At 42.0% G+C, this 26,778-nt stretch carries 24 protein-coding genes and 1 pseudogene; 16 read left to right on the top strand and 9 right to left on the bottom strand.

Features of this window, described 5'->3' with window-relative positions:
• Window positions 1-37: 37 nt before the first annotated feature.
• Window positions 38-1,087, bottom strand: coding sequence for a tRNA preQ1(34) S-adenosylmethionine ribosyltransferase-isomerase QueA (queA, locus tag BLR84_RS13515; protein ID WP_090468721.1), 1,050 nt, complete (start codon window positions 1,085-1,087; stop codon window positions 38-40).
• Between the two features lie 248 nt (window positions 1,088-1,335).
• Between queA and BLR84_RS30580 the strand changes: the two are divergent.
• The 6 genes and pseudogenes from BLR84_RS30580 to BLR84_RS13490 form a co-directional block, all read left to right on the top strand.
• A pseudogene (locus BLR84_RS30580) lies at window positions 1,336-2,082 on the top strand (ABC transporter permease); the annotation flags it as partial.
• Between the two features lie 135 nt (window positions 2,083-2,217).
• A complete protein-coding gene (locus BLR84_RS30575) occupies window positions 2,218-2,583 on the top strand; it encodes an ABC transporter permease (RefSeq protein WP_369829181.1) in 366 nt (121 codons plus the stop codon).
• 7 nt (window positions 2,584-2,590) lie between these two features.
• Window positions 2,591-3,124 (top strand): DUF3347 domain-containing protein, encoded by a 534-nt coding sequence (locus BLR84_RS13505; protein WP_090468718.1) that lies wholly within the window; start codon window positions 2,591-2,593, stop codon window positions 3,122-3,124.
• A 189-nt stretch (window positions 3,125-3,313) separates the two neighbouring features.
• Window positions 3,314-4,600, top strand: a complete 1,287-nt coding sequence (locus BLR84_RS13500) for a citrate synthase (RefSeq protein WP_090468716.1) — start codon at window positions 3,314-3,316, stop codon at window positions 4,598-4,600.
• Between the two features lie 160 nt (window positions 4,601-4,760).
• Window positions 4,761-6,656 carry a RecQ family ATP-dependent DNA helicase gene (locus tag BLR84_RS13495; protein WP_090468715.1) on the top strand — a complete coding sequence of 632 codons (1,896 nt, stop codon included), beginning with the start codon at window positions 4,761-4,763 and terminating at the stop codon, window positions 6,654-6,656.
• Window positions 6,657-6,911: 255 nt separating this feature from the next.
• On the top strand, window positions 6,912-7,514 hold the full coding sequence (locus BLR84_RS13490; protein WP_090468713.1) for a GIN domain-containing protein: 603 nt from the start codon (window positions 6,912-6,914) through the stop codon (window positions 7,512-7,514).
• A 66-nt stretch (window positions 7,515-7,580) separates the two neighbouring features.
• Here BLR84_RS13490 and BLR84_RS13485 read toward each other — a convergent pair whose 3' ends face one another.
• From BLR84_RS13485 to BLR84_RS13475, 3 genes are all read right to left on the bottom strand, one after another.
• Window positions 7,581-8,255: an SGNH/GDSL hydrolase family protein gene (locus tag BLR84_RS13485; protein WP_090468712.1), complete on the bottom strand. Its 675-nt coding sequence runs from the start codon at window positions 8,253-8,255 to the stop codon at window positions 7,581-7,583.
• Window positions 8,256-8,734: 479 nt separating this feature from the next.
• Window positions 8,735-9,274, bottom strand: a complete 540-nt coding sequence (locus tag BLR84_RS13480) for a P-loop NTPase family protein (RefSeq protein WP_090468710.1) — start codon at window positions 9,272-9,274, stop codon at window positions 8,735-8,737.
• 223 nt (window positions 9,275-9,497) lie between these two features.
• Window positions 9,498-10,331, bottom strand: coding sequence for an AraC family transcriptional regulator (locus tag BLR84_RS13475; RefSeq protein ID WP_090468708.1), 834 nt, complete (start codon window positions 10,329-10,331; stop codon window positions 9,498-9,500).
• A gap of 99 nt (window positions 10,332-10,430) precedes the next feature.
• Here BLR84_RS13475 and BLR84_RS13470 point away from each other — a divergent pair, with 99 nt between their 5' ends.
• From BLR84_RS13470 to BLR84_RS13435, 8 genes are all read left to right on the top strand, one after another.
• Window positions 10,431-10,727: a hypothetical protein gene (locus BLR84_RS13470; protein ID WP_090468706.1), complete on the top strand. Its 297-nt coding sequence runs from the start codon at window positions 10,431-10,433 to the stop codon at window positions 10,725-10,727.
• 454 nt (window positions 10,728-11,181) lie between these two features.
• Window positions 11,182-11,796, top strand: a complete 615-nt coding sequence (locus tag BLR84_RS13465; RefSeq protein WP_090468704.1) for a GIN domain-containing protein — start codon at window positions 11,182-11,184, stop codon at window positions 11,794-11,796.
• Between the two features lie 176 nt (window positions 11,797-11,972).
• Window positions 11,973-12,692 (top strand): head GIN domain-containing protein, encoded by a 720-nt coding sequence (locus BLR84_RS13460; protein WP_090468702.1) that lies wholly within the window; start codon window positions 11,973-11,975, stop codon window positions 12,690-12,692.
• A 393-nt stretch (window positions 12,693-13,085) separates the two neighbouring features.
• Window positions 13,086-14,075, top strand: a complete 990-nt coding sequence (locus tag BLR84_RS13455; RefSeq protein ID WP_090468700.1) for a c-type cytochrome — start codon at window positions 13,086-13,088, stop codon at window positions 14,073-14,075.
• Window positions 14,076-14,178: 103 nt separating this feature from the next.
• Window positions 14,179-15,537: a trigger factor gene (gene tig / locus BLR84_RS13450; protein ID WP_090469317.1), complete on the top strand. Its 1,359-nt coding sequence runs from the start codon at window positions 14,179-14,181 to the stop codon at window positions 15,535-15,537.
• 297 nt (window positions 15,538-15,834) lie between these two features.
• Complete coding sequence (locus tag BLR84_RS13445) at window positions 15,835-16,563, top strand: ATP-dependent Clp protease proteolytic subunit (RefSeq protein WP_090469314.1); 729 nt, start codon at window positions 15,835-15,837, stop codon at window positions 16,561-16,563.
• A gap of 168 nt (window positions 16,564-16,731) precedes the next feature.
• Window positions 16,732-17,970: an ATP-dependent Clp protease ATP-binding subunit ClpX gene (gene clpX, locus BLR84_RS13440; protein ID WP_090468698.1), complete on the top strand. Its 1,239-nt coding sequence runs from the start codon at window positions 16,732-16,734 to the stop codon at window positions 17,968-17,970.
• Between the two features lie 180 nt (window positions 17,971-18,150).
• Complete coding sequence (locus tag BLR84_RS13435) at window positions 18,151-19,005, top strand: AMP nucleosidase (RefSeq protein WP_090468696.1); 855 nt, start codon at window positions 18,151-18,153, stop codon at window positions 19,003-19,005.
• A 256-nt stretch (window positions 19,006-19,261) separates the two neighbouring features.
• Here BLR84_RS13435 and BLR84_RS30030 read toward each other — a convergent pair whose 3' ends face one another.
• Window positions 19,262-19,426, bottom strand: a complete 165-nt coding sequence (locus BLR84_RS30030; protein ID WP_176852058.1) for a hypothetical protein — start codon at window positions 19,424-19,426, stop codon at window positions 19,262-19,264.
• A 294-nt stretch (window positions 19,427-19,720) separates the two neighbouring features.
• Here BLR84_RS30030 and BLR84_RS13430 point away from each other — a divergent pair, with 294 nt between their 5' ends.
• The gene (locus BLR84_RS13430) at window positions 19,721-21,082 is read left to right on the top strand and encodes a pyridoxal-phosphate dependent enzyme (protein ID WP_090468694.1); all 1,362 of its coding nucleotides are present in this window, start codon (window positions 19,721-19,723) and stop codon (window positions 21,080-21,082) included.
• A gap of 107 nt (window positions 21,083-21,189) precedes the next feature.
• Here BLR84_RS13430 and BLR84_RS13425 read toward each other — a convergent pair whose 3' ends face one another.
• The 3 genes from BLR84_RS13425 to BLR84_RS13415 form a co-directional block, all read right to left on the bottom strand.
• On the bottom strand, window positions 21,190-22,755 hold the full coding sequence (locus BLR84_RS13425; protein WP_090468692.1) for an ArnT family glycosyltransferase: 1,566 nt from the start codon (window positions 22,753-22,755) through the stop codon (window positions 21,190-21,192).
• 183 nt (window positions 22,756-22,938) lie between these two features.
• Window positions 22,939-24,246, bottom strand: a complete 1,308-nt coding sequence (gene murA, locus BLR84_RS13420) for a UDP-N-acetylglucosamine 1-carboxyvinyltransferase (RefSeq protein ID WP_090468690.1) — start codon at window positions 24,244-24,246, stop codon at window positions 22,939-22,941.
• A gap of 214 nt (window positions 24,247-24,460) precedes the next feature.
• Window positions 24,461-25,201 (bottom strand): DUF4290 domain-containing protein, encoded by a 741-nt coding sequence (locus BLR84_RS13415; RefSeq protein WP_090468688.1) that lies wholly within the window; start codon window positions 25,199-25,201, stop codon window positions 24,461-24,463.
• Between the two features lie 208 nt (window positions 25,202-25,409).
• Between BLR84_RS13415 and BLR84_RS13410 the strand changes: the two genes are divergently transcribed.
• Window positions 25,410-26,507 carry a mandelate racemase/muconate lactonizing enzyme family protein gene (locus BLR84_RS13410; protein WP_090469311.1) on the top strand — a complete coding sequence of 366 codons (1,098 nt, stop codon included), beginning with the start codon at window positions 25,410-25,412 and terminating at the stop codon, window positions 26,505-26,507.
• A 42-nt stretch (window positions 26,508-26,549) separates the two neighbouring features.
• On the opposite strand, the gene BLR84_RS30375 is transcribed toward BLR84_RS13410, so the two are convergent.
• Window positions 26,550-26,675 (bottom strand): hypothetical protein, encoded by a 126-nt coding sequence (locus BLR84_RS30375; RefSeq protein WP_255366937.1) that lies wholly within the window; start codon window positions 26,673-26,675, stop codon window positions 26,550-26,552.
• Window positions 26,676-26,778: the final 103 nt, after the last annotated feature.

The raw sequence follows: 26,778 nt of genomic DNA, 5'->3' as shown, positions 1-26,778 counted from the left end.
ACTCTCATATCTCAAATCTAACATCTCAAATCTGATTTTAGATGATCAGCATGGCATCGCCATAGCTGTAAAAACGATATTTTTCTTTAACCGCAACTTCATAAGCGTTCATTACATGCTCATAACCGCCAAATGCCGATACCATCATCAATAAGGTCGACTCTGGTGTGTGGAAGTTGGTGATCATGCTGTTGGCAATGCTGAAATCATACGGAGGGAAAATGAATTTGCTTGTCCAGTCGTTAGCGGCTTTCAATGTTTTACCAGCAGATACAGCTGATTCAATGGCACGCATAGAAGTTGTACCTACCGCGCAAATGCGTTTTTTACGTTCGATACCGCGGTTTACGATATCAGCTTGTTTTTGCTCAATGATAAATTGCTCTGAGTCCATTTTGTGCTTGGTCAGGTCCTCCACCTCAACCGGGCGGAAAGTTCCTAAACCCACGTGCAGGGTAACTTCGGCAAAATCAACACCTTTTAATTCCAGGCGTTTCATAAGCTCACGGCTAAAGTGCAGGCCGGCAGTAGGGGCAGCAACAGCGCCTTCGTGCTTGGCAAAAATGGTTTGGTAACGCTCTTTATCTTCGGCAGTAGCCTTGCGTTTAATGTATTTTGGCAGTGGTGTTTCGCCCAGGATCTCCACGTTTCTGCGGAATTCTTCGTCGGTACCATCAAATAAGAAACGGATGGTGCGGCCACGTGAGGTGGTGTTATCCACAACTTCGGCAATCAACAGATCGTCATCACCAAAATATAATTTGTTACCTACGCGTATTTTACGGGCCGGATCAACCAGCACATCCCATAAACGAAGTTCTTTATTGAGTTCGCGTAATAAAAACACTTCAATTGTAGCACCTGTTTTTTCTTTATTACCATACAAACGTGCAGGAAATACTTTGGTGTTATTCAGGATCATGACATCCTGATCATCAAAATAATCCAGTACATCTTTAAATATTTTATGCTCAATTTTTCCTGAATCTTTGTGTAAAACCATTAAACGGGCTTCGTCGCGGGTGGCAGATGGATTGTGTGCTACTAATGATTCGGGTAAATTGAATTTGAATTGAGATAATTTCATGCTTGTATTTATGAATTTTCAGGGCGCAAATGTATGAATTTTTTTTGTTAATGTCACCGATTTTTTTATGAACAACATGGTTTGCATATTATTCAGTTTATATATAAAAAGAATGTAACTTAACAGCTGTAATATCGTCTAAAAAACGAAATATTCCATACTGGTATATTTTTACAAAAATATTCTCCCGCCATAGTTTGTAAACCTGTGTGGTAGAATGATTAACCATCGAGATCAAAATAAGTTGTATGCTATTTTTAAAACTTTTCAGAGAAAGCTTTTTATTCGCTTATGATGCGCTAAGACAAAATAAACTGCGCACTATGCTTTCCTTGCTTGGGGTAACAATAGGCATATTTACGATCATCGCGGTTTTTTCGGCTGTTGATACCTTGCGCAATAACCTGCAAAAGAGTGTCGATAAGTTGGGTAATAACAGTATTTATGTTCAAAAATGGCCTTGGGTTGGGGGCAGCGATTTTCCCTGGTGGAAATATTTACAGCGGCCGGTACCTAAATTGCGCAATTTTGATGAGTTGCAGCGCCGCAGCCAAACTGCCGAAGCTTTATCATACGAGATATCTATAGATAACCGCACCATTAAGTATAAGAGCAACACGGTTGAAGGCGCCCAGATAGATGCGGCTTCGAAAGATCATGACAAAACCTGGAACTTTGACTTTGCGAACGGCAGGTATTTTACCGAAATGGAATCAAAAACAGGTGCGCCTGTAGTTAATATAGGTTTTGATATAGCCGAAAACCTGTTTCCGGCTGGTGATGCTGTGGGTAAACAGATCAAAGTACTGAACCGTTACGTAACAGTGGTGGGGGTGTTTTCAAAACAAGGAAAAGACATGCTGGGTATATCAACAGATAAAGAAGTTTTATTGCCCCTTAATTTTGCTCATAATTTGATTGATGTACAAAATGAAAAATATAACCCGCAAATTATCGTAAGGGGTAAAACAGGTATCCCGGTTGATGATGTAGAGAGTGAACTGAGAGGTCTGATGCGTTCCATCATGAGTTTGCGACCCGGACAGGAAGATAACTTTTCACTGAATCGCACCACGATGCTTACCAACGCCCTGGACGATCTTTTCAGCATTGTTAATAAAGGTGGTTTTATTATCGGTTTATTCTCCATGCTGGTGGGTGGTTTTGGTATAGCTAACATCATGTTTGTATCGGTAAAAGAACGTACTAATATTATAGGTATTCAAAAATCATTAGGTGCTAAAAATTATTTCATACTGCTTCAGTTTTTGATCGAATCCATTGTGCTTTGCTTGTTGGGAGGTTTGGTTGGGCTTTTACTGGTGTATTTCTCAACCTTCGGGGTCAAGGCACTGTTTGATGTGCAGGTGGTACTGGATATCAATAATATTATAAAAGGCTTAGGTTTTTCTTTGGGAATAGGTGTAATTTCGGGCATTATTCCGGCGTATTCAGCTTCGAGGCTTGATCCTGTGGAAGCCATACGCACAAATTGATACCCATATGAAGATCAATCTTTTTAATAGCGCCCTATTTGCAGGCCTCGTGGTTGCCTTAGCCGCATGCAAACAAACCAACAAACCGGCAGAAGTAACAGCAATCAAATCAGATAGTACTAAAACTATCGTAGCCAAAGTAGCTGATACCTCCAATACAGCCGATGTATTTAATAATTATATAGGTCTCAAAAATCAGTTCCTGAAATCGAACATGAAGGGCATTAAAAGTACTGCCACTATGTTGGAGGATAAACTGGCCGGTATTAAAGGTTGTACTGAAACCGCTACGCTTGCTCATCAAATAGCAACAGGTGATGATATCAAAGCGCAGCGCGACGCGTTTTTGATATTGAGTAAAGATGTCATCGGTCTTATAAAAGGCGCTAAATTTAAATCGGCCCCAATATATGTTGATTTTTGTCCTATGGCTGATAATGGCAAGGGCGGCTATTGGCTATCTGTCAATAAAGCCATCGAAAATCCATACTTCCCCGAGCACATGAAAACCTGCGGACAGGTTAAAGAGCAGATCAATTAAGCCGGCAGGTTTTTTTATTGATGTGTCCCCGCTTTGTAAATAATGTTTTTTTAACGAATAATTGATGTCTTGTAATTAGCAAAACTGGGTTTAATTAATAGATTTGCACATAAAATTTACAAAACAGTAAATGATCTGGAGGGTTATAATACACAGATTTAATTACATTTGTTACAACAATTATATTCTATGTCGGATACAGCACAACTAAAGATTGGTGATAAAACATTTGACCTCCCGGTGATTGAGGGTACAGAAGGTGAAAAAGCTATTGATATTTCAAAACTCCGGGATCAAAGCGGTTACGTAACGCTGGATATCGGCTATAAAAATACAGGTGCTACCAAAAGTGCCATCACTTTTTTAGATGGAGAAAAAGGCATATTAAAATATCGTGGTTACCCGATTGAGCAACTGGCCGAGAATGCCAGTTTCATCGAAGTAGCTTACTTGCTTATTTATGGCGAATTGCCAAGTGAACAACAGCTTACTGATTTTCAATACCAGATAAGCCGCCATACGTTGGTTCATGAGGATATGAAGAAGTTTTTTGATGGTTTTCCGTCAAAATCGCATCCCATGGGGCAGCTTTCATCATTGATTGGTGCCCTGGCTGCTTTCAACCCCGAATCATTAAAACAAGGTCTTTCAACAGAAGAGGTTAACCTGGAGATTATAAAACTACTGGCAAAAATGAGCACAGTAGTATCATGGATCTATAAAAAATCATTAGGGCACCCGGTTGTATATCCTCAAAATAAATTCGACTATGTAACCAACTTCCTGTACATGACCTTTGCGGAACGTACAGAAGATTATAAAGTTGATAGGGTTGTAGTTGATGTAATGAATAAATTACTGATACTGCATGCCGATCACGAGCAAAACTGTTCAACGTCTACAGTGCGTATAGTAGGTTCGTCTGATGCCAACCTGTACGCATCTATTTCTGCTGGTATATCTGCTTTATGGGGCCCGCTGCATGGCGGTGCTAACCAGGCGGTTATCGAGATGTTGGAGAAGATCAAGAACGATGGCGGCGATACCGATAAATGGATTGCCAAAGCAAAGGATAAAAATGATCCGTTCCGCCTGATGGGATTTGGTCATCGTGTGTACAAAAACTTCGACCCACGCGCCAAAATCATCAAAAAAGCTTGCGACGATATATTAGAGAAGTTAGGTATCAATGACGAAGTGCTGGAAATAGCGAAAAAGCTGGAAGAAGTAGCTCTGAAAGATCCATACTTTGTAGAGCGTAAATTATACCCTAACGTTGATTTTTACTCAGGTATCATTTACCGTGCATTAGGTTTCCCAACCGAAATGTTCACCGTACTGTTTGCCCTGGGCCGTTTGCCGGGATGGATAGCGCAATGGAAAGAAATGAAAGAAAACAAGGAACCTATCGGTCGCCCGCGCCAGATCTATACCGGCGATACTGACAGGGAATATGTTGATGTAAAAAAGAGATAATTTTTTAAGTCCATAGTCTATGGTCAATAGTCCATAGTCAGAAATACAAAAATAGCGGTGACAAAATCACCGCTATTTTTGTACAGGTACCTTGCGTTGGTCTTTTATCTTTTAATCCTTTGTCTTTTCATCCTTCCGCCTTTATATTTGAAGCCGCCACATGACCATAGAGGAAATATTAAAACAGTACTGGAACCACGATAGTTTCCGGCCTATGCAGGCCGAGATCATCAAATCTGTTTTATTAGGTCGCGATACTTTGGCTTTATTACCTACCGGTGGCGGTAAATCTGTTTGTTTCCAGGTGCCTGCTTTGGCTAAAGAGGGGATCTGTATCGTAGTATCGCCACTGATAGCCCTGATGAAAGACCAGGTGGAGAATCTGAAAGCAAAAGGGATCAACGCGGTATCCATAGTATCGGGCATGGGTTTGCGGGAGATAGATCTGGCGCTGGATAATTGCATTTATGGTTCGGTCAAGTTCCTGTACCTGTCGCCCGAGCGTTTACTGTCCGAACTGGTGCGCGAGCGGATCCGGTATATGAAAGTAAACCTGATAGCTATTGACGAGGCGCATTGTATATCGCAATGGGGCTATGATTTCCGACCGCCATATCTGCACATTGCCGATCTGCGGGAATTGCACCCCACAGTGCCCGTATTAGCCCTTACAGCCACTGCTACGGTCGAAGTGAAACTCGACATCCAGCAGAAATTATTGTTCAAGGACGCGGTTATTTACCAGCAGAGCTTCGAACGCCGAAATATAAGCTATGTAGTGCAAAATGCTGAAAATAAGCTGCAAAAGATGCTGGATATTGCCCGTGGTGTTAAAGGCAGCGGCATTGTTTATGTACGCAGTCGCCGGGATGCTGCTGATATTGCCAAATATTATAATGAGAACGGTATAAAAGCCGATTATTATCATGCCGGTTTAGCCATGGATCAGCGGGCCGAAAAACAGGAAAGCTGGAAAAATAACCGTACCCGTATTATTGTAGCCACTAACGCTTTTGGAATGGGAATTGATAAGCCCGATGTGCGTTTTGTGATCCATAAAGATATGCCCGAAAGCCTGGAGGCTTATTATCAGGAAGGGGGGCGCGGCGGGCGCGACGAACAAAAGGCCTACGCTATTTTACTATATACACATTCCGATAGACTAAGGCAGGAAAAAATGTTTGTGCTGAACTTTCCATCGGTGGAGGAGATCAAGCTTGTGTATCATTGTTTGGCCAATTACTACCAGCTGGCTTATGGTGCAGGCGAGGGCCTGAGCTTTGATCTTGACCTGGGCGAGTTTTGCAGCCGCTTTAAGCTGGATGCCGTTAAAACGCTCAATGCACTCAAATTTCTGGAAAAGGACGAATACCTCTCCTTCAACGAAAGCGTGTTTTTGCCGTCACGTTTCCGGTTTGAGGTGGTAAATGAGGTATTGTATAACTTCCAGATACAGAACGCAGGTTGGGATCCTTTTATTAAAACCCTGCTGCGCTCCTACGGCGGTTCATTTGAAAATTACGTACGCTTAAAAGAATACGATCTGTCGCGGCGCACTAACTTAAACGTTCAGCAGGTGATAGATGGATTAATGCAGCTACAGGAGTTTGGGCTGATCAGCTATTTGCAGCAGACAGATCAACCCCAGGTAACTTATTTAAAGCCCCGCCAGCAGGCCGACCGCCTCTTTATCAACAAAAAGTACATAGAAGAACGCAAGGAGACCTATCGCCAGAAAATGGAAGCGGTGTTTGCTTACGCGACCGCCAAAAAATGTCGCAGCCAAATGTTGCTGGCCTATTTCGACGAAGCCAATGCCCGTAAATGCGGCGTTTGCGACGTTTGCCTGGATGAGAAACGCCAAAAAAACGCCGACGAGATCTTTGATGACATCACCCATGAAATTGTACAATTGCTTGGAATATCCACCCCGGATATCGGCACACTGATAAATACCATTAACGTAGGTACCGAAAAAGAAAAGATGGAAACCATTCGCCTATTGCTGGATGCCGGCAAAATAAAAACCGACGGAGAAAAGTATTATCTGGCCTAAATAGTAGTAAGTTTTGCGTTTTAAGGGATACATTTTATCCTTGTTCTGGCGACATTTACCCCATCAACTCACGGACTTCCAAAATCAGCTCTTTTTCTTCCCGCTTTTCACCGACAACATTCTTCCATTTACCGACAAAAACCCGGCGTACAACTATTACAGGCCATATTGCTGTAACGTTTTTTTAGTGAGGTCGTCATATTGGTGTATTTAAAATAACAATATTAATCAACTGACAATCAAAATATTAAAATCATGAAAACTTTAGCAATCACCCTTTTTACTGTAGCAGCTATAGTATTTGGAATTGGAAATCAAGCACAAGCCACTGTTAACACAAACAACAACAAAGGCATCGTTTTAACCGACATCACCAGGATCGATAAGATCGAAGTTTACGGTAACGTTCAGGTATATGTATCCAACGGTCCGGCCGATGAAGTAAAAGTTTACAACCGTTATTATGCCGAAAGCGCATTGGTACAAGCAAAGAACGGTGTGTTACGTATATCATCATATAACAAAGCCGAAAAGTTAGTGGTTTGGGTTACCGCAAAAGAACTTTCAGGCATCACTGCTTATGACAATGCTAACATCAGCTCATTCGGCAACCTGTCAGCCATTGAACTGGATGTGAAATTATACAACAACGCATCAGCCACTTTAAAATTAGATGCTTACAGTGCACGTGTTACCATGAATGATAAAGCTTGCGCTAACTTAAGCGGTACTGTTAATGAATACTGCTTAAACCGCAGCTATGGCTCAAGCGTAAACGGATCAAACCTGATAGCAGAGCACACCAGCGAAGTATTGAATGGTGTAAAAGTTAAAGCAGACGAGTATGCAGGTTTATAATTGCCATCACAGCAGGCTAATCACCGAACAAAGCCACCTGAAGCCAGGTGGCTTTGTCTTTTATAGCTATTTCCCTTCCATCAGTTTTTCAATCACATAAGGTGCTATCACTTTGCGGGCGCCCTCAGCATCCGGGTGCAGACCATCAGGTACATATTTCAAATATTCTTCTTTTCCTTTATCCAGTATGGCTTTCCAATGCGGATAATGATCTATCAGTAAAAGCTTTCGTTTTTTTGCAACCTCGCGGTAAAGGTCGTAATAGGTGTTTAGGTCGGGCCTGTCAGTAGCATGTTTGTCGAGCGCTATGTCCATGGTTTGCAGGATGATCTCACAATTGGGATTAAACAGTTTGATACGATCGATCATATAGTTCAGATTCAATTCGGCCAGCTCCCTGCTGGTTTTGTAATTCAGGAAAGCATCGTTCATACTAAACTCAATTAAAACGGCGTCGGGTTTTTTGCTGATCACACTATCCTCCAGGTGCTGTACGCCCCAGGTTGACCACATGGCGCTTTTGGCAGCATTATACACGGTTAAGTTGCCGTGGTACTTGTTGTTCAGATCGGCAGCTACAGAATCTACCCAGGCATGCCCTCCGGCGCCCGCGGTTAAACTAGTACCATAAACAACCAGGATTTGGGGTTTGCCTGCCTGCAGATTTTTGATTAGCTGTGTTTGAGCAGAAGAAACAGCTGAAAGTAATGTGAGTGAAATGATGGATAGGTTTATTTTCATGCGACTAGCATTATTACGTTAATTATTTAACAGCAAAACTTTTTAAAGCTTTATTTTAACACTTTTTTAACTAAAAATGGGGCAAAAATCACTCAAAAACCATCGAAAATTGCTTCAAAACCATCGATTTTAACACTTTTTAACAAATTTTAACACGGTTTTGATAGGTTTAAAAAGTATTAAATTATTGATTGTCAATGAACTAAATGAAAAATAGCCTATTTTAGAGCCCTTTTATCCTTAACCAAACAGCCCGCTTATCTCCTGAAAAGACAAGCGGGCTGCTATTGATATAAATATACGAAAAATTAAGAAGAGATTCAAATACTTTGCTGTTTCAATTCCCTCCCCACGGGAGGGGTGCGGTAGGTTGTGTAGTTGCAGGGAGGGGTTTATACGGGCGACATAAACGGGTAAAGTGTATAAATCCCTTCCTGCCCTTCCCGAGGGAAGGAATCGCGCTATCTCCAGTTTTTACGTTACAACTCCTTCATTTTTTCCAAAACCAGGTCCAAGCGTTCCTGTACCGTGGTGTCCCCACGTATTTCTAAAATAGGGGAGCTTACCTGGCTCAACCAGTTTTCATGTACCTGCAGGGTACGGCCTTTAGTGGTATTATCGTCATAGCCTGTTGCCCATTTAATAAATGCCTGGTAATTGGCCGCGCGTTCCGGATCGTTAAAAATAGCATCACCATAGCGTTCCAGCTCGCGGTTATGCAGGCGCTGTATCCGGATGTGGTGGGGAATGTACAGAAATACTACCAGGTCAAACATATCCAGCCATACTGGTCCCCAGCTCACCATCGATCCGGTAAGTATCCAGTTTGGATTACTGTTAACATCGTGCATCATCATAGCGTTTCGCAGTTCCGGATCACGTCTTACGGTAAAGGGTTGTTCGGTTGCTTCCCAGAAATATTTGTCGCTGTCAAACAGTGGATAGTTCAGGCGTTGGGCTAAGGCGGTGCCCAAAGTGGTTGAGCCGGCACAGGATGCGCCCATGATGTGTATTTTCATATATATAATATAGACCTATTTGTTGATTGAAAAGCCGCCTCCATTTCAGCTATAAAGAACTGTCATTTCGAACGAGGTACGAGGAGAAATCTTTTACACGCGATATTATGGATAAGTCTGTCGCAAAAGATTTCTCCTCACTCCAATGCTCATATCCCACTCGTGTTCGTCGAAATGACATTTTTTTTATTAATTATATAAATTAAGTATATGAATAGCTCTATCACGCTGTTCTGCCGTAATGGCTCGCGTTGGTATTGGTTTTCTTTTTAAAATAGTTGGATAGGTGGCTCACATCGGTAAACCCAAACTCCTCCGCTATCTGGCTCAGGGTGGAGGTTTTATTGCTGATACGGATCTCAATCAATTTAACACGGTACCCGTTGATGTAATCACGATAGCTGATATCAAAATTTCTTTTAAACCAGGCGCTAAAATAGCTGGTAGCGATATTAAAATGCGCGGCTACGTTTTTGATCTGGATGTTTTCGGGTTCGTAAATATGCTGATGGATATAAGATATCAGCTCCTGTTTGCCCGGCGGACAGTTAACCAATTGCGCGTCGATACGCCCCAATGCCTGTGTTATTAAACCAAAGAGCGACAGGATCTGATAAAAGATATAGGGACAGGTAGCTATATCTGTCGACCCATTGTAAGCTTTAATATTGTCGACGGTGCTCTTTAAAATGGTTTTAAAAGGTTCGTCGAAAGTGAGTTTGATCTCTTTTAACAGTTTGTGCCGCATCAGGTCCTGCGGACTGAATACGATACCTACATGCGGGATGGATTGATTTTGAGAACTGAAAAACTCATCGGTAAACTTGATCAGCGTAACACAAGTATACTTTTTATAGTCGAAACAGTGTTCATCCTCTGGGCATATTAAAAACAGGTCGCCCGCCTTGTAGGGGATACGGTTCTGATTAAGGATATGTGTGCCTGTACCTTTTTGTACATAGATGATTTCATAATAGGTGTGGCTATGCCGGGATTGGATGATGCCGGCCCCTTCCACATCGCAAATTACCAGGGGCGCAAATTGCTTTTTCTTCATGTCGTAAATTTACAATTATATCGCCCCTATGTACAACAATTGTACGTGTATATATTTTTTTCTTTGAAATAAAACACGGTATTTCAATTGAATCACTTTATGACACACTTTAACCTAACGGCAACAGCCCTTCCTGATGAATTTGTACAATATTGTCATCTGCATCAATATAACCTGTCGGTTAAAAAAAAGCATATCATAGCACACGTTTTAAAGCTGGCAGATGATGCCGATGTAGATACTCTGTCGAGGCATATCCGCATTAATGGTGTTAAAGTGAGCACCAGCAGCATTTACCTGGTGCTGCAATGGCTTATTGAGCATGGCTTTGTAGTTAAAACGGTGAATGGCCGCAGTGAGGTTTATTACCGGCCGGTAAGCCCAATGGTTAACTGAGTATTTATAATAGGTGTCATGCTGAGCGCCGTCGAAGCATGGTGGGCAGGCCTTTTACGCGCGATCCTTCGACGGTGCTCAGGATGACAGGCCTTCTTTTCTATTAAGCCATATAAAATCCAGTCATGCCGAACTTGTTTCGGCATCCCATATGCAAGGTGTGCAGCATGACCGTCAATCTGTCCAAAGGGATCCTGAAATAAGTTCAGGATGACAGCCTCCTTATAAAAAGCCCTTATTGCTCTCATCCCACACCTTAATCGGTCATTTTCCTCTTTTCCTCCTAAAAATATTTTCGCCGTTCACCGATATAAATCCTCCGTTCGCCGACAAAATAAGGCCGTACATCTATTTGGCTCCAAACAGCTGTAACGTTTTAAAAATGGGGGCGTCATATAGATGTATTTAAAAAATAAAGACAATATAATTAATTGACAATCAAAATATTAATATCATGAAAACAAAATTATTCACCATCGCAACTATGTTAGTTTTAGTAGGTGGTATCGCCAGCACAACTTATGCAACTACCAATAATAATAACACTACCAGCAACACTGCCACTGTAGTAAAAGAAGTAAGCAAGATCAGTAAGATCGAGATCCGCGGTAATGTGGAACTGTTTGTTTCTGACGGCTCCGCCGACCAGGTAAAAGTTTACAACCGCTACTATGGTGAAAGCGCCCTTGTTCAAAGCGAAAACGGTGTATTGCGTATCACTTCATACAAAGCAGAAAAACTGGTTGTTTGGGTAACTGCTAATGATCTGCGTGCTATCAGCGCTTATGACAACGCCCAGGTAAAATCATTTGGTAAATTATCAGCCCTTGAACTGGAAGTTAACCTGCACAACAACGCTACCGCTACTTTAAATGTAGATGCTTATACAGCCAACGTTAACGTAAATGATCACGCTAAAATTGATCTGAGCGGTAACGCTACTGTTTATACTTTAAACCACAGCAACACTACCAGCGTAAATAACAACAACTTTGCTGCCGAAAGCTTCACCGATAAATTGAACGGTGTACCTCAAAAAGAAATAGCAAACGAGTTTGCAGGTCTTTAATCCAACTTTTGCAAAAGTTCATCATATATTCTGAGAAGCTGCCACAATTTGTGACAGCTTTTTTTATTTTTGATGTAACTTCAACTCTATAAACAACGTCACAAAGTAAAAAAACATAATAAAACTATCATGGGCATAACGCCTGATAGCTTTATGACCATAAAAAATCTATCATTATGAAAAAAACAGGTTTAGTTATTGCCATCATCGCATGTGCATCATTAAGTATAATTTCATCATGTAAGCTTGTTTGCGTACATGGCTCGGGGAAAATAATTACGGAGCAACGCAAAGCCACTGATTTTAGCAGGATCGATATATCTGGCGCATATAAAATTCATTTAAAACAGGATAGCTCACTCTCCATTTCGGTTACGGGAGATGATAACCTGCTTAAATATGTTTCTACCTCTGTTAATGGCGGTAAACTGGTCATCAAAACCACAAAAACAATATGTCTTGATGATAGCCTGGTGGTAAATATCGGTATCCGCAAACTGGAAGAGCTTAAATCATCAGGAGCAGTGGAGGTTTCATCAACTGGTAAAATCACTACCGGCGATCTGAACATTCATTTATCGGGCGCTACCAAAGTTAACCTTGATTTGAACGCGGCTAATGTAAACAGCCATGGCAGTGGTGTAAGCGAACTGAACTTAACCGGGCAGGCAGCCACCCACCAGGTGGAATTTAGCGGCGTAGGCAAGATCAATGCCTTTGATTTTGTGGTTGGCGAATACACCATTAATTCATCAGGCGCCAGTCATTGCAAGATCAACGTATTAAAAACGCTTAATGTTCACTCTTCTGGCGCTTCGGAGATCAGGTATAAAGGTTCGCCTACAACTGTGAATAACGACAAATCGGGCGCATCGAGCATTGAAAAAGTTGACTAAATAGGTATTTACTATTTTGTAAAAAGCAGGAGCGAGGGTTCCTGCTTTTTTGTTTTTTTGGGAGGGGAGAGCCTCACCTAAACGGCGAAGCCCTCATGTAGTAATCCTCTCCAAAGGAGAGGGAACTAAAAAATAACGTCATTGCGAGGTACGAAGCAATCTCTATGCTATACAGAGCAAATTGAACAGTTTAAACCCTTAATAGTTACCCTGCCTATGTAGAGATTGCTTCGTACCTCGCAATGACGTGTGTGGTTATCGGAGATGTAGCGATGCCGGGGTGAGTCGAAACAACGTAAATCTACGCGTGATTTTTCGGTGAAAATACGGTGTAGAAGGTTAATCATAAGTTTAAAAAGTTGATTAGTTTTGCCGCGTCCCTATTACCTATTCATGAAAAAGATCTTAAAGTTTGCAGGCTATATTGTAATAGCCATTGTTTTAATTGTTGTAGCTGGTATAAGCTATATTACCCTGGCCTTGCCCAATGTAGGCGATCCGGAAAATATTAAGGTAGAAGCCACCCCGCAGCGTATTGAACGCGGTAAATACCTGGCCAATCATATAACAGCTTGTGTTGATTGCCACTCCAAACGCGAATGGAACATATTGGCCGGGCCGGTAAAAGAAGAAACATTAGGAGCTGGCGGCGAAAAATTTGATGCCAATGTGGGTTTTCCGGGTTCTGTTTATGTACCAAATATTACTCCATACCATTTAAAAAACTGGACTGACGGTGAACTGTTCCGGGCTATTACCACCGGGGTTAAAAAAGATGGCTCGGCTATATTCCCGATCATGCCCTGGGAGTCGTACTCCAAAATGAGCAGGGAAGATGTTTATTCCATTATTGCCTACCTGCGCACGCTTAAGCCACAAACGACCGACTATCCCGAGCGTAAACTCGATTTTCCATTAAACATACTGGTGCATACCATGCCGGCAAAGGCCACGCTGGGTACGGTGCCCGATCAGCATGATACATTGGCGTACGGCGCTTACCTGGTGCGGATAGGAGCCTGTAAAGATTGCCACAGCCAGGCCAACAAAGGTAAGATCATTGAAGGGTTGGAATTTGCCGGTGGACATGAATATACATCGCCCAACGGTGGTACCATACGGTCGGCCAATATCACGGCTGATAAAGAAACAGGTATAGGTAGCTGGACAAAAGCCCAGTTTTTAAGTCGTTTTACACAATATGCCGATAGCACCCGTCAACAGACCCCTATAAAACCAAATGAGTTTCAAACCATTATGCCCTGGTATAAATACGGTACCATGAAGGTTACCGACCTGGAGGCCATATATGCTTATATCAAAACCATAAAGCCCGTAAAAAACAAGGTGGATAAATTTACCCCGGCAGAATTGCGTGATTAAATTTAAAATAAAATTCATACTTTTGCGCCTCGAAATTTGTATAGCCTGAATTGGTTTTATGGCTACGTTTCAAACGATTAAATTAAAAATACCCGGTAAAAAGATGAATATTACACAGGAAAAAGTAGATGCCCTGAATGCAGTTGTTAAGATCAACATTAACCCTGAGGATTACCAGCCACGTGTTGACAAAGCCATAAAAGAAAACGCTAAAAAGGCTAAACTGCCAGGCTTTCGTCCCGGAATGGTGCCCGCGGCACATATCAAAAAAATGTACGGTAAAAGTATTTTGGTTGATGAGATCAACAACTTGTTATCAGATACTTTAAATAAATACATCGACGAGCAAAAACTGGAAGTATTGGGTCAGCCATTACCAAAGGTTGATAACGAGAAAGAATACAACTGGGATTTTAACGATAATTTTGAATTCAACTACGAGCTGGGTTTAGCGCCACAGTTCAATATTGATTTCTCATCAAAAGATAAAGTAACCCAGTACGTGATCAAAGTTGATGACGAAACGCTGGCTTCACGTATTAAAAATATTCGCCGTAGCTATGGCAAAATGACAAATCCTGACGTATCGGCAGATGATGACGTGCTTTACGCAGATTTGGCCCAGCTTTCTCCGGATGGTTCTGTTTTTGAGGGGGGCATAAGCAATACCGCATCAGTTAGATTAGACCAGATCAAAGATGAAAAGATAAAAAAATCATTGATCGGCCTTAAAAAAGGTGATGTAGTAACGCTTGATATTCAGAAAGCTTTTGATAACGAAGCGCCAAAGGTTGCCGGTTTATTAAAAATTGAAGAAGACGAAGCGGCTGAGTTAAAATCGAAATTTCAGTTAACGGTTAAAAATGTGAACCGTTTAGAAGAAAGCGATCTGAACCAGGAGTTCTTTGACAAATTATTTGGTGAAGGTACAGTAACTACCGAAGCGGAATTTACAGCTAAAATTACTGAAGAGATCGAGACCATGATGGTTCAGGATTCAGAGCGTAAATTACAGGACGATATTTACAAAGCGAGTGTGGCCAAGGTTGATTTTAACCTGCCGGATGAGTTTTTGAAACGCTGGTTAAAAGCCACTAACGAAAAACTGACCGACGAGGAATTGAATGGTGGTTACAATGATTTTGCTACCAACCTGAAATGGACCCTGATCGAAAACAAGATCATTAAGGACAACCAGATCGAGATTAAATATGACGAGGTTTTTGCTTTGGCAAAAGTTCGTTTAGATCAGCAATTCAGAATGTACAGCCCACAGCCTATTCCTGACGAGCAGCTAGGTCAGTACACTGTACAATATCTTCAAAACAAAGAGAATGCTAACAAGATATTTGAAGAAGTAAAAGCGCTTAAGGTATTTGATCATATCAAAAGCGTAATCACTTTAGATAAAAAAGATATCCTTTATACAGATTTCAGCGAGCTGGTAAAAGAGCAGCAATAAGCTCATTTTTACTTCTGTACAAAACATCAAAAGCAACTCACAAGGTTGCTTTTGGTGTATAAAAGCAAAAAGTCGTCATTGCGAGGTACGAAGCAATCTCTACACAGGCAGATCGGATTTGTATAGCTGCTCTGTACAGTATAGAGATTGCTTCGTGCCTCGCAATGACGTGTAGAAGATGCCTTCACCACCAAAATATTTTACTTAATACATACTATCTGTTTAAAATTATATTCAACTAAAAACTATATTTATCGCAAGTAACACTTGCATCCTAAAAATAACATAACAAAAACCATGAGTAGTAACATCGATAAAAACGAATTCAGAAATTACGCTGTTAAGCATCACCGTTTAAACAGCCTGCATGTAGATAAATATATTTCTGCTGTTGACAGAAGCAGAATGCCATCCGGTATTTATACCCCAACCGGCATGACCCCGTATATCATCGAGGAACGTCAGTTAAATGTGGCCCAGATGGACGTGTTTTCACGTTTGATGATGGACCGTATTATTTTCCTGGGCGATGCCATTTATGAAAATATTGCAAACATTATCCAGGCTCAATTGCTGTTCCTACAGTCGGCCGATAGCAAACGCGATATCCAGATCTATATCAATTCACCTGGTGGCTCTGTTTACGCGGGTTTAGGTATCTATGACACCATGCAATTTATATCAAATGATGTAGCCACCATTTGTACAGGTATGGCAGCATCAATGGCAGCGGTATTATTATGTGCCGGTACCGAAGGCAAAAGGGCTATATTGCCACATGCCAGGGTAATGATCCACCAGCCATCGGGCGGTGCGCAAGGTCAGCAGTCAGATATCGAGATCTCTTACCATGAGATCACCAAGCTGAAAAAAGAGCTGTACCAGATCATTGCCGATCATAGCGGTGCGCCATTCCAGAAAGTTTGGGATGCATCGGATCGTGATTACTGGATGATTGCCGAAGAAGCCAAAGAATTTGGTATGGTCGACGAGATTTTAAAAGGCAGCGGAAAAACGAATAAATAAGTCGTTAGTCGACGAGTTTGAAAGGTGTTAAAGTCTGGAAGTGAGGGGGTTTCAAAGAGCTGCTTTTGCGTCTGGGCTTTGACGGCTTTCGGCTTTCATATCGACTTTCAGACCCAAAACTTTTTTTTCTGCCACTAATTAGTTAATTTTGGATAACAAACGAATCAGATGAATAAGAACAGTAAGGAAATCAGGTGTTCATTTTGCGGTGCAGGTAAACAGGATTCCCTGATGTTAATTGCAGGCCTCGACGCTCACATTTGTGATAAATGCGTTAATCAGGCTAATGAAATATTGGCTGAGGAGTTAAAGGTACGTAAGGTAAAAGCTTCGCCTTCGGCACCTTCTTTATTAAAACCTGCCGAAATTAAAGGTCACCTTGATCAGTATGTAATCGGTCAGGATGATGCCAAAAAGATACTTTCTGTAGCCGTATATAACCATTACAAACGCTTAAACCAGCGTATTGATAAGGACGAGGTAGAGATCGAAAAATCAAACATCATTATGGTGGGCGAAACCGGTACGGGTAAAACCTTGCTGGCAAAAACCATGGCCAAGATATTAAACGTTCCGTTTTGTATCTGTGATGCTACCGTGCTCACCGAAGCTGGTTATGTAGGGGAAGATGTGGAAAGCATATTGACCCGTTTGCTGCAATCGGCAGATTATGATGTAACCCTTGCCGAAAAAGGCATTGTGTACATTGATGAGGTTGATAAAATAGCCCGTAAAAGCGATAATGCCTCCATCACCCGCGATGTATCCGGCGAAGGTGTACAGCAGGCTTTATTAAAGATATTGGAAGGTACTATGGTTAATGTACCACCACAAGGCGGACGTAAACATCCCGATCAAAAAATGATCACCGTAAATACCAGCAACATATTATTTATATGCGGCGGCGCGTTTGACGGTATCGATCGTAAAATAGCTAACCGTCTGCGTACGCAAACTGTTGGTTACAAACTAAAACGTGACGATAGCGAGGTTGACCTGAAAAACCTGTACAAATATATTACTCCGCAGGATCTGAAATCATTTGGGCTGATACCCGAGCTGATTGGCCGCTTGCCGGTATTAACTTATTTGAACCCGCTTGACAGGGATGCCCTGCGCAACATATTAACCGAGCCTAAAAACTCTTTATTGAAACAGTACAAAAAACTGTTTGAATATGAAGGCGTAAAGCTTGATTTTGATAATGAAGTGCTGGAGTTTATAGTTGATAAAGCCATGGAATTTAAGCTTGGTGCAAGGGGCCTTCGCTCTATCTGCGAAGCGATCATGATAGATGCTATGTTTGAGTTTCCATCTAAAAAAGATGTGAAACGCCTGCAGGTTACTTTAGACTATGCTCACGAGAAGTTTGAAAAATCGGATCTGAAAAAATTAAAAGTAGCGTAACAATTTGATATCAATTAAGTAGCTATCTTTATTATAATAATTGCAGACCCTGGTGAAACGCCGGGGTTTGTTGTATACTTTAGTTTGCAGTTATCGGTTGGCAGTTAGCAGTCGATAATTCTTCTCCAAATGTCACTGCTTACTGCAAACTGGCAACTGCAAACTGTAAACTAAAAAAATATGAATGAACAATTGAATGTAAAAAAGGATCCTACCGATGCACAGGTAGTAAAAGAAGTGCACTCACCCGTAAAATCAGGGTTGAAAACTAAGGATGCCATTGTGGTTAACTGGTTGCCGCGTTATACAGGTCGCCCACTGGAGGCTTTTGGCGAATATATCATATTGACCAACTTTTCGAAGTATATACAATTATTTTCGCAGTGGAATGACAACGCGCCGATCATGGGTCTGGAAAAACCGATGCAAAGCGTTACAGCGAATGGTATCACCATTATCAATTTTGGTATGGGCAGTTCGGTAGCGGCTACTGTGATGGACCTGCTTACCGCTATACATCCAAAGGCGGTTATATTTTTGGGTAAATGTGGTGGTCTTAAAAAGAAGAATGCCGTTGGCGATCTGATACTGCCGATAGCCGCTATCCGTGGCGAAGGTACATCCAATGATTACCTACCACCAGAAGTACCGGCCTTGCCGTCATTTGCTTTACAAAAGGCGATATCAACCACCATCCGTGATTTTTCCCGCGATTACTGGACCGGTACCTGTTATACCACTAACCGCCGTGTTTGGGAGCATGATAAAGTATTTAAAAAGTACCTGAAAGATCTGCGCGCCATGGCTGTTGATATGGAAACTGCTACTATTTTCACCACTGGTTTTGCCAACAAGATTCCGACAGGAGCATTGCTGTTAGTATCAGATCAGCCGATGATACCCGAAGGTGTAAAAACTGCCGAAAGCGACTCAACTGTAACCGAACAATTTGTAGAAACACATCTGCGTATCGGTATCGAATCGTTAAAGCAACTGATCAATAACGGGTTAACGGTTAAACATTTGAAGTTTTAATTGATTCATGAGGCCATTGACCAGTTAAAACTGTTATGCTGAACGAAGTGAAGCATCTATTCACAATATATATGTTGAGGAATAGATCCTTCGCTATGCTCAGGACTACAATTATATTTATTTCCTGCTTGTCATTTTGAGCGGTAGAGAAAGATTTTATACGATTAGCATAGCTCACGTATAAGATCTCCCCTCGTGCCTCGTTCGAGATGACATTTGTTTTTTACCCCATGTTGTTTGTATCCTCACAAACAATTTAGCAATCTTCTGCTGATAGTTTACTGATATAATAACTACTCTGCCTGCTTGGACTCAATAGCTTTTGCGAAAATGCAGGGCTTTCACAAATACCTATCAGCAATAAAATAAATATGGCTATTTTTAATGATAAGGATAGGTTGTTATAGGTTGTAGATACCATAGGTTTAAATATAAGCTTTTGGGTTATACTTAAAGGATGCAGGTTGATGAACTATTCCATAAAAAAATATATAATTTGTGTGGATGAGAATCAGGAATCAAGAGTCAAGAATCAAGACAGGAAAAAATATTAGTTTTATTCTTTCTGTCTTTTGCATGAAAACAGGAGTCTTATATCTTGATTCTTGACTCTTGATTCTCAACGGATGTTTCTTTTTTAAAAAAATATCGTTTAAGAAAGCTAATTTTGGGGAGTTATCCGGCTAAATATACCGGGTTAGTAGATATTTAAATTATGTGGTATAACAATATATTAGAAACCATTGGTCACACACCGTTGGTTAAGTTAAATAAGGTAACAAAAGACATCCCGGCAACGGTTTTGGCTAAGATAGAAACTACCAATCCCGGTAACTCTATCAAAGACCGTATGGCCCTTAAAATGATAGAGGACGCCGAAAAAAGCGGTAAACTAAAACCTGGCGGTACTATTATTGAAGGTACATCGGGCAACACCGGTATGGGTTTGGCTATAGCCGCGGTTATTAAAGGGTACAAATGTATTTTTACCAGCACCGATAAACAATCAAAAGAAAAGTTTGACGCCCTGCGCGCTTTTGGCGCCGAGGTAATTGTTTGCCCCACCAACGTAGAGCCCGAAGACCCGCGTTCATACTACTCTGTATCTTCGCGTTTAGAGCGCGAGGTGCCTAATTCATGGAAACCTAATCAGTATGATAACCTGAGCAATTCGCAGGCGCATTACGAGCAAACCGGTCCTGAAATATGGGAGCAGACCGAAGGCAAGATTACGCACCTGGTAGTAGGGGTGGGCACTGGTGGTACCATATCGGGTACTGCACGTTACCTGAAAGAAAAGAACCCGAACATCCAGGTGTTGGGGATTGATACTTACGGCTCTGTATTTAAAAAATATAAAGAAACCGGTATTATGGATAAGAACGAGATCTATCCATACATCACAGAAGGTATTGGTGAAGACTTTTTACCGCAAAACGTCGACTTTAGCCTGATTGATCATTTTGAAAAGGTAACAGATAAGGACGCTGCCCTCATGACCCGTGAAATTGCCCGCAAGGAGGGTATCTTCGCAGGTAACTCTACTGGATCGGCTGTTGCTGGTGCTATACAAATGAAGGACAAGTTTAAAGAAGGCGACGTAGTGGTGATCATCTTCCCGGATCATGGCACGCGTTACCTGGGCAAAATGTATAATGACGATTGGCTGCGCGACCGCGGATTCTTGAAGGATGGCAAACTAACCGCCGCTGATATCATCAGTAAAAAGGATGTGCAGGAAATTATCACTATCGACTGTGAAAAAAGCGTGCTGGAGGCTATCAATACCATCAAATCGCTCAATATATCGCAGATCCCGGTTACGCAAAAAGGTATGGTGATCGGCAAGATCACCGAAAGTGATATTCTGAATTCATTGCTCGAAAACCCGTCCATCAAATCTCAGCCGATCAAAAATATCACTACAACGCCGTTCCCTTTTGTTGATCTGAATACTTCTATCGATAAGATATCAAGCATGATCAATAAGGACAACATCGCCGTATTGGTTGAAGACGGACAGGGTAAAATAGAGATCATTACCCAATACGATATCATCAACGCGATATCGGCTTAGTAATCTCAGCCCGTCATTGCGAGGTACGAAGCAATCCCCGATAAGCAGAGCCTTTCTGTATAGTTTAGAGATTGCTTCGTACCTCGCAATGACGGGCATTTTTAATGCTACTCCAACCTTTTCCTCGCCAATTCTTTCGTATATCGTTCCTGTAAGGGGGCTTTAATATCGGTTATCAGATAGATGCTGGTGCCTTTTTCGCGGGCCAGGTAGTGATCAATTTGGCCCAGTTTTTCGTAGGAGCCTATCATCTTACCGGCTACAAACTGACGTATATTCTCGCCGCCGTTATCATCCACATAGATGAGGTATTTGCATTTCAGGCTATCGGGAGCCCACAGCGTAAAGCTACTGTTAAGGGATATGGCTCTTGGGAACTTGAATTGTTTGCTGTATTGGTTCAGGGCGCCTGCTTCGCCGTAGTTATCGGCATAAACAAGGGTTTGCTTTTGCTGCTCCGGCGTTAATTTGTTATAAGCTTCACCAACTTTTTGGGCCAGCTCATCCCAGCCATACATATCGGCATAATCCTGGGTTAATGGGTGTTGTTTTTGATCTTCCCAGGTGATCAGAAAATCTGTCGCGGCTATATTTTTATGGGCAAACCTGAAAAATGCCAGCGTGTTATCTATCGAAAATAGAGGCAGCAACATAGGCAGCAAGATCATATTAGGCAACACAAATACCGCTATGGTAACGGTGCGGAGTACATAACCTTTGGTTTTTAGCCATCGTTCAAACCCAAAACCACCCGCGGCGAACAGCATAGGATAGGCGCCAAACAGGTAATAGTTTTTGCCATCCATTTCCAGTAAAAAAATAAATATCAGTACGTAGGCGATGGCTAAAAATTGAAAGTTACGCAACCTGAAAGAAAATATGAGGAACAGCAAACCAGTGAACCATACAAAAAGAGCCACACCATGTACCAGCAACTGCTGTTCAATAAATTCGGCGGGTTTAATATAACTTAATTGCTCCTGCCTCAAGGCTTTCATGTGATGGATGAGCGGCCAGTGATGCTGGATTTGCCAGATAAGATTAGGCAGACAAACTAAAAAGGCCACTAAAACCGCACCCAGTATATGCCTGTTGAATAATAGTTTACGTTGCTTACTGATAAGGATACCGATGATCATGGCAAACGTGAAAAAGGCCATGGTATATTTGGTGAGCATACCCAGACCTACGGCCAGGCCTAGCCAGTACAGGTATTTAACATCGGTAGTGTTGAGGTATTTGATCAGCAGCCAAACGGTTAATACCCACCAGAACTGATCGAACACCACGGGCTGAAAAAGATAGCCACTCGCCACAAATGCAGGCGAAAATATAAGAGCCAGGCAGGTTAGGGTAATGGCAAACTTGCGCCCGCCAAATTCAACCGTAATCAAACCGGTAAACCAAACAATGAGTCCACTGCAAATGGTCGGGAAAATACGAGCGGCAAAAATTGAATGTCCAAAAAGAATGTTGGAAACTTTGGCTACGATGGCAATAAATGGGGGGACTTCCTTATAACCCCAATCCAGATGATCAGCCAAAACCAGGTGCAGTAATTCGTCGCGGTGAAAGCCAAAATGACTTATAGCGAATAAATTAAGAACAACTTTTATAAATACAAAAATCAGTATGAAGTATGCATAAGTCGACCTTCGGTTTTTATATGGCATTGTTCTGGTAGGTTTTATAATGGCTGAAAGCAGGGGCAAAGCCAAAAGCTAAAGTAACATAACAATCCTTAAAAAACAAAAAGATGAAATGTAACGATTTAAGGAGGGTAGCTAAAGGCAAAAAGCCTAAAGCCGAAAGCTTTTATCTTGCTTTTGGCCTTAAGCTTTCCGCTTTGAGCTTGTTTATATTCTTGTTATATCAGCGCCAAGAGCTTTCAAACGATCATCGATATGTTGGTATCCACGTTCAATTTGCTCGATATTGTAAATGGTTGACTGGCCTTGTGCCGATAATGCGGCTATGAGCAAGGCTACACCGGCGCGGATATCAGGTGAGGTCATAGAGATACCACGCAACTGTACTTGCTTGTCTAAGCCGATAACGGTGGCACGGTGCGGGTCGCAAAGGATGATCTGCGCGCCCATATCCAGCAGTTTATCCACGAAGAACAAACGGCTCTCGAACATTTTTTGGTGGATCAACACCGATCCTTTGGCTTGTATGGCTACCACCAATACAATACTGATCAGGTCGGGCGTAAAGCCTGGCCACGGGGCATCAGCAACGGTCATGATCGATCCGTCGATAAAAGTTTCTATCTCGTAATGATCCTGGGCGGGAATATAAATATCATCGCCACGCAGCTCCAGTTTTATACCCAGGCGTTTAAATACGTCGGGAATCATACCCAGTTCCGGGTATTTTACATCTTTAATAGTGATCTCGGAGCCGGTCATGGCAGCAAGGCCGATGAATGAACCTATCTCGATCATATCAGGCAGTAAACGGTGATCTGTACCACCAAGATAGTCAACACCTTCAATGGTAAGCAGGTTGGAGCCTATGCCGCTTATTTTGGCGCCCATACGGTTCAGCATTTTACAAAGCTGTTGCAAGTATGGCTCGCAAGCAGCGTTGTATATAGTAGTAATACCTTTGGCCAAAACAGCAGCCATCACAATATTAGCAGTACCGGTTACCGAAGCTTCATCCAGCAGGATATAGGTGCCTTTCAGGTTTGAAGCGTCAACATTAAAAAAGCCATCGGCAGGGTTGTAGTTAAATTGCGCACCCAGTTTTTCGAAACCCAGGAAGTGGGTATCTAAACGCCTGCGGCCAATTTTATCACCACCGGGTTTGGGGATGGATGCTTTGCCAAAACGGGCCAATAGCGGCCCCACGATCATGATCGACCCGCGAAGGCCCCCACCTTTTGATTTAAAAGTTTCAGACTGGAAAAAATCCTGATCAATATCCTTAGCTATAAAGGTATAAGTATCGGCCGCGGTTTTCTCCACTATAACGCCCATATCGCCAAGCAGCTCTATCAGTTTATTTACATCCTTTATATCGGGTATATTACTGATGGTAACTTTCTGATCGGTTAACAATACCGCCGAAATTACCTGTAAAGCCTCATTTTTTGCTCCCTGCGGAGTAATCTCGCCCTTTAGCGGTTTCCCGCCGTTTATCACAAATGCGTTAGTCATAGGAGTTTATAATTGATTGATCATGATTCATTTTTGCCCACACTTACATTTAGCAAAACAAGTGTGTTATTTAAGGGCAAAGATTATAAAATTAATGGAGACAAGTTTATCTTTATTATCAAATATTTGATAGGTTTTAAGCAAACAGCCCGGTTACCTTGCAGATAATCGGGCTGTTGTTCTTTGATTGTTCAGTGAACAATCAACCAATAAACTAGTATTTCTTAGCGCCGCCGTTATTACGGTTGCGATTGTTTTGGTTGTTATTGTTGCTGCGGTTGTTTTGATTATTGTTCTGATTGCTGCGCCCGCGGTTGTTTTGATTATTGTTCTGATTGCTGCGCCCGCGGTTGTTTTGGTTGTTATTGCTGTTGTTTTGGTTAGGACGAAATTCAACACGGTTAAGGTTGATGTTTTCTTCCAGTTTCAGCGTACCGCCTGATAATGCGTACAGATCGGCCAGGATACTTTCGTCGGCAACCGAATCCTTGTTCCACTGCACATAAGCCATTTTCATAAAATTGGCTATGGCCTGTACCATGTGGCGTTTACGATCGGCGTCATCAATGCTTTTGGCTTTTTCGATCATCAGCTCAATGGTTTTGCCATAGTGCTTATATTTGATGCGCTGGTGCGGATATCTTAAAGGCTGCGGTTTAATATGGATAGCCTCGGGCGATGGTTTTGGATATGGCGAGTCTACGTCTATCTGGTAATCAGATATAATGTGCAGGTGATCCCAAAGCTTATGTTTAAAATCGGCCACATCGCGCAGGTGCGGGTTTAAAAAACCCATCAGGTCAATCACTACTTGCGCGTAGCGGTTACGTTCTTCTTTAGTAGGCAACGCAACAATGTATTTTACCATGTTTTGTACGTTGCGGCCATATTCTGACAGGATAAGTTTATTCCTGGTTGAATTATAGTCAAATTCAGGCGTGTTTTGTTGAGCCATGTTTATGCTGTTGTAATGTTATTATTAAGAAGGATTTAAATTTAGCCAGACAAATGCCCGTGAATTTGGGATATGAGGCTAAAATTGAATTGTTACTAATATTGTAGTAACGCAAATATAACGTAATAGTATCAATGTGCAAATTATTGGCGCAAAATGTTACTTTAGACAATCATAAATATAATCTTCTATTCCCGTGAAAGATAAAATAATCATTACCCATATTGATATATACCGTTTCAGCATCCCCATGGAGCCTTTTACCATTGCAACGGGAACTATGGATCATGCGCAGAATGTTTTTATCCGGGTACATACCGATGCCGGTTTTTATGGTGTGGGAGAGTGCTCGGCCTTCCCCATGATCGTGGGCGAAACGCAGGATACCTGCCTGGTAATGGCCCGTGAATTTGCCAAACTTTGGAAAGGTCATGATGCCCTGGATATACCTGCCCGGATGCAGCAGCTGCACAATTTTACGGCCGGTAATACCACCATTAAAAGCGCCTTTGATATCGCCCTGTTTGATATTGCCGCCAAAAACGCCGGTGTGCCTTTATATCAATTGTTGGGAGGCGAACGCCGCGAAATAGAATCAGACATCACCATAGGCATTGCCGGACCGCACATGATGGCGCTTAAGGCACTTGATTTTAAAGCAACTGGTGCTACTATCCTGAAGGTGAAGCTGGGCAAGAATGCCGTGGAAGATGTGGAACGCATCCGTCAGATCCGGGAGGCTGTGGGCAGCGATATCAAAATCCGTATTGACGCTAACCAGGGCTGGAGTTTTGACGATGCTGTTTTTGCCCTGCAGGCCATGGGGCAATATGATATTGAGTTTTGTGAACAACCTATGCGCACCTGGTATGATGACCGTTTACCACAGCTGATGCAGTTATCGCCCGTTAAGATCATGGCTGATGAAAGCGTATATAACCATCATGATGCCCGCAAACAGATCAACAGTGGCTCCTGTCATTATATCAATATCAAGATGTCAAAATCGGGCGGGATACTGGAAGCTAAACAGATCCATGATGAAGCCGCCTCCAAAGGGATTGCTTGTATGATGGGTGGGATGCTCGAGAGCCGCATTGGCCTGAGCGCTAAGCTGCATTTTGTATATGCCAGCCCTAATATTCAGTTTTATGATATGGATACCTGTATGCTGGGCCATTTGGAAGATCCCTGCATTGGTGGTGTAAGCTACGAAGGTTACCAGTTAAACATCGGGGATGAACCAGGCATCGGCGCCGATGCAAACGAGGCCTTTTTGGCCCATTGTGAGCATTTTAAGATTTAGGCAATGGGGGCCGCGGTGTTTGCCGGGGCCCCATCGTATGGTTTATAACAGCGGCTTACGCTTAAATCTGTTAGCGCTTTTTGCCGTTGTGTCCTTTTCGGCTTTAGTGTTTTTAACCTCCCTTACTTCCTTTACAGTTTCGCCTTTTGATTTTTCCTTGATTTCCATAATAGTATGTTTTATATATATGAATAATACTTTCTATCAGGTGCTTTTGTTTCAAGTAAATATAACGAAAACTGTCATATTATTGTATTTATTTAATGTGAAT

It is taken from the genome of Mucilaginibacter sp. OK268 (assembly GCF_900103125.1).
Taxonomy (GTDB): domain Bacteria; phylum Bacteroidota; class Bacteroidia; order Sphingobacteriales; family Sphingobacteriaceae; genus Mucilaginibacter.
This window is presented reverse-complemented; position numbering and strand designations above follow the sequence as displayed.

Excerpts from the sequence above, each read along its gene's own strand:
- queA (WP_090468721.1), bottom strand. The coding sequence starts at position 1,087 with ATGAAATTATCTCAATTCAAATTCAATTTACCCGAATCATTAGTAGCA.
- BLR84_RS13505 (WP_090468718.1), top strand. The coding sequence starts at position 2,591 with ATGAAGATCAATCTTTTTAATAGCGCCCTATTTGCAGGCCTCGTGGTT.
- BLR84_RS13500 (WP_090468716.1), top strand. The coding sequence starts at position 3,314 with ATGTCGGATACAGCACAACTAAAGATTGGTGATAAAACATTTGACCTC.
- BLR84_RS13495 (WP_090468715.1), top strand. The coding sequence starts at position 4,761 with ATGACCATAGAGGAAATATTAAAACAGTACTGGAACCACGATAGTTTC.
- BLR84_RS13490 (WP_090468713.1), top strand. The coding sequence starts at position 6,912 with ATGAAAACTTTAGCAATCACCCTTTTTACTGTAGCAGCTATAGTATTT.
- BLR84_RS13485 (WP_090468712.1), bottom strand. The coding sequence starts at position 8,255 with ATGAAAATAAACCTATCCATCATTTCACTCACATTACTTTCAGCTGTT.
- BLR84_RS13480 (WP_090468710.1), bottom strand. The coding sequence starts at position 9,274 with ATGAAAATACACATCATGGGCGCATCCTGTGCCGGCTCAACCACTTTG.
- BLR84_RS13475 (WP_090468708.1), bottom strand. The coding sequence starts at position 10,331 with ATGAAGAAAAAGCAATTTGCGCCCCTGGTAATTTGCGATGTGGAAGGG.
- BLR84_RS13470 (WP_090468706.1), top strand. The coding sequence starts at position 10,431 with ATGACACACTTTAACCTAACGGCAACAGCCCTTCCTGATGAATTTGTA.
- BLR84_RS13465 (WP_090468704.1), top strand. The coding sequence starts at position 11,182 with ATGAAAACAAAATTATTCACCATCGCAACTATGTTAGTTTTAGTAGGT.
- BLR84_RS13460 (WP_090468702.1), top strand. The coding sequence starts at position 11,973 with ATGAAAAAAACAGGTTTAGTTATTGCCATCATCGCATGTGCATCATTA.
- BLR84_RS13455 (WP_090468700.1), top strand. The coding sequence starts at position 13,086 with ATGAAAAAGATCTTAAAGTTTGCAGGCTATATTGTAATAGCCATTGTT.
- tig (WP_090469317.1), top strand. The coding sequence starts at position 14,179 with ATGAATATTACACAGGAAAAAGTAGATGCCCTGAATGCAGTTGTTAAG.
- BLR84_RS13445 (WP_090469314.1), top strand. The coding sequence starts at position 15,835 with ATGAGTAGTAACATCGATAAAAACGAATTCAGAAATTACGCTGTTAAG.
- clpX (WP_090468698.1), top strand. The coding sequence starts at position 16,732 with ATGAATAAGAACAGTAAGGAAATCAGGTGTTCATTTTGCGGTGCAGGT.
- BLR84_RS13435 (WP_090468696.1), top strand. The coding sequence starts at position 18,151 with ATGAATGAACAATTGAATGTAAAAAAGGATCCTACCGATGCACAGGTA.
- BLR84_RS30030 (WP_176852058.1), bottom strand. The coding sequence starts at position 19,426 with ATGGTATCTACAACCTATAACAACCTATCCTTATCATTAAAAATAGCC.
- BLR84_RS13430 (WP_090468694.1), top strand. The coding sequence starts at position 19,721 with ATGTGGTATAACAATATATTAGAAACCATTGGTCACACACCGTTGGTT.
- BLR84_RS13425 (WP_090468692.1), bottom strand. The coding sequence starts at position 22,755 with ATGCCATATAAAAACCGAAGGTCGACTTATGCATACTTCATACTGATT.
- murA (WP_090468690.1), bottom strand. The coding sequence starts at position 24,246 with ATGACTAACGCATTTGTGATAAACGGCGGGAAACCGCTAAAGGGCGAG.
- BLR84_RS13415 (WP_090468688.1), bottom strand. The coding sequence starts at position 25,201 with ATGGCTCAACAAAACACGCCTGAATTTGACTATAATTCAACCAGGAAT.
- BLR84_RS30375 (WP_255366937.1), bottom strand. The coding sequence starts at position 26,675 with ATGGAAATCAAGGAAAAATCAAAAGGCGAAACTGTAAAGGAAGTAAGG.